The sequence below is a fragment of the Microbacterium sp. zg.Y909 genome (genome assembly GCF_024626565.1).
Genome location: NZ_JANJFJ010000500.1, coordinates 1 through 2,844, shown reverse-complemented (window position 1 = coordinate 2,844; position 2,844 = coordinate 1). Strand labels below are relative to the sequence as shown.

At 70.7% G+C, this 2,844-nt stretch carries 3 protein-coding genes; all 3 read left to right on the top strand.

Annotated features, from left to right (window positions below; genetic code table 11):
• Positions 1-1,109: tRNA dihydrouridine synthase DusB (dusB, locus tag NQ160_RS21965; RefSeq protein WP_257517170.1), on the top strand; the 1,109-nt coding region annotated here is incomplete at its 5' end.
• Positions 1,099-2,472, top strand: coding sequence for a deoxyguanosinetriphosphate triphosphohydrolase (locus NQ160_RS21960; RefSeq protein WP_257517169.1), 1,374 nt, complete (start codon positions 1,099-1,101; stop codon positions 2,470-2,472). The genes dusB and NQ160_RS21960, both read left to right, overlap by 11 nt.
• Positions 2,472-2,844: CHC2 zinc finger domain-containing protein (locus NQ160_RS21955; RefSeq protein WP_257517168.1), on the top strand; the 373-nt coding region annotated here is incomplete at its 3' end. The genes NQ160_RS21960 and NQ160_RS21955, both read left to right, overlap by 1 nt.

Below are 2,844 nucleotides of genomic sequence, written 5' to 3'. Positions count from 1 at the left end.
ATGCGCCCGTCGTGCTGGCTCCGATGGCGGGTATCACCAACACCGCCTTCCGGCGGCTGTGCCGCGAATACGGCGCCGGGCTGTACGTCAGCGAGATGATCACCAGCCGTGCGCTGGTCGAGCGCAATGCCACGACCATGCGCCTCATCCGCCACCACGAGTCCGAGACGCCTCGCTCCATCCAGCTGTACGGCGTGGATCCGGCCACGGTCGAAGCCGCCGTGCGCATCATCGTCGACGAGGGCCACGCCGACCACATCGACCTCAACTTCGGCTGCCCCGTACCCAAGGTCACCCGCAAGGGCGGGGGAGCGGCACTGCCCTGGAAACTCGGGCTCTTCCGCGACATCGTCACCCGCGCCGCCCGGGCCGCAGGCGACATCCCCCTGACCGTGAAGATGCGCAAGGGCATCGATCGCGATCACCTCACCTATCTCGATGCCGGGCGCATCGCCGAGGATGCCGGCGTCGCCGCCGTGGCCCTGCACGCCCGCACCGCGGCGGAGTTCTACTCAGGGCACGCCGACTGGGACGCCATCGCGCGCCTGAAAGAGACCGTCACCAGCGTGCCCGTGCTCGGCAACGGCGACATCTGGTCCGCCGAAGACGCGGTGCGCATGATGAGCGAGACGGGCTGCGACGGCGTCGTGGTCGGTCGCGGCTGCCTCGGGCGTCCGTGGCTCTTCGGGGATCTCGCGCGCGCGCTCGCTCCGGGCTCCGCGACTGCGCCGCCGGTGGACGCCACGCTCGGCTTCGTGGCGGCGGCCTTCCGCCGGCACGCCGACCTGCTCGTGGAGTTCCACGAAAGCGAAGACCGCGGCTGCCGCGACATCCGCAAGCACGCGTCGTGGTACTTCAAGGGCTACCCCGTGGGCGGCGACACCCGCGCGCGGCTCGCCACCGTGTCGAGCCTCGCCGAGATCGACGAGGTGCTCGCCACCCTCGACCTCGACGCGCCCTACCCCGGCAGCGGCGCCGAAGGCCAGCGCGGCCGCGCCGGCACCCCCAAGCGCCCTGCGCTGCCCGACGGGTGGCTCGCCTCGCGCGACATCGCCGCCGACGCCGGCGCGCTGCTCGCAGAAGCGGAGATCGACAACAGTGGCGGGTGAGCGGGCCAGCGGCGTCGGCGTCTTCACCGGGCGCCCCGACGGATACGACGACGACGACGCGGCACGGTTCCACCCCGAGCGCCACCGGTCGCAGCGCGACAGCTTCGCTCGCGACCGCGCCCGGGTGCTGCACTCCGCCGCGCTTCGACGCCTGGCATCCAAGACCCAGGTGCTCAGCCCGGCGAGCCCGTACGACTTCGCCCGCAACCGTCTGACGCACTCGCTCGAGGTCGCACAGGTGGGGCGGGAGCTGGCGACCGCGCTGCAGCTCTCACCCGACGTCGTCGACACCGCCTGCCTGAGCCACGACATCGGGCATCCCCCGTTCGGTCACAACGGCGAACGGGCGCTCAACGACTGGGCCGCCGACATCGGCGGGTTCGAGGGCAACGCGCAGACCCTGCGGATCCTCTCCCGCCTGGAGCCGAAGGTCGTCGACGACGACGGGGTGAGCTTCGGCCTGAACCTCACCCGGGCGAGTCTCGACGCGACCTGCAAGTACCCGTGGACCGCGGAGCACCCCGTCCCCGATCCCGGGGGGCGCCTGAAGTTCGGCGTCTACCCCGAGGATGAGGCCGTCTTCCGCTGGATGCGCCAGGATGCACCGGGACGCCTGCGCTGCATCGAAGCCGAGGTGATGGACCTCTCCGACGACATCGCCTACTCGGTGCACGACTTCGAAGACGCGATCGTGAACGGCTATCTCGAGCCACAGCGCCTGTCGGACCCGCGCGAGCACGAGGCCATCCTCAGCGCGATCCAGACCTGGGTCGGCTACGACTTCGCCCGTGACGAGCTCGACGACGCGCTGTTCCGTCTCATGCGGATGCCGGAGTGGATCACGACCTTCGACGGGTCGCGTGCCGCGCACGCCAGGCTGAAGAACCTCACCTCCGACCTCATCGGCCGCTTCGCCCGCGCCGCCACATCGGCCACCCGCGAACACTTCGATACCCCGGTGCTCACGCGCTACCGCGGCCGCGTCATCGTGCCGCGGGTGATCGAGGCCGAGATGGCGGTGCTCAAGGGCATCATCGGCGCGTTCGTCGTCTCAATCGAAGGTCGCAAGGGCCTCTACAAGGAGCAGCGCCGCCTGCTCAAGCGCCTCGCGACCGCGCTGTGGGAGCGGCCCGACCACCTGGACCTGCTCCACGCCGAGGACTTCGCCCGCGCCGAGACCGACGCCGCGCGCCGCCGGGTCGTGGTCGATCAGGTCGCCACGCTCACCGACCGTTTCGCGATCTCGTGGCACTCACGCCTGGTCGAGCCGGTGGATCTGGCGAGCCTCGGCCTCTGGGCGCCGGGAAGCCGGGTCATCGCCTCGGACGCGTATGCGCTGCCCGAGCCCCTCGAGGGGCTTTGATGGCGGGGCGCATCCGTCAGGCCGACGTCGACGAGGTGAAGGCCCGTACCAACATCGCCGACGTCATCGGTGAGCGCGTCGCTCTCAAGCCCGCGGGCGTCGGATCGCTCAAGGGGCTCTGCCCCTTCCACGACGAGCGCAGCCCCAGTTTCAACGTGCGCTCGCAGGCCGGCTTCTACCACTGCTTCGGCTGCGGGGAATCGGGCGACGTCTACACCTTTCTGCGGCAGATGGACCACGTTTCCTTCACCGAGGCGGTGGAGCGGCTGGCCGGCCGCCTGGGTTACACGCTGCACTACGAGGACGGCGCGGCCGCACCCGAGACCTCGGGCAGGTCACGGCTCTACGCCGCCAATGCGGCAGCAGCGGAGT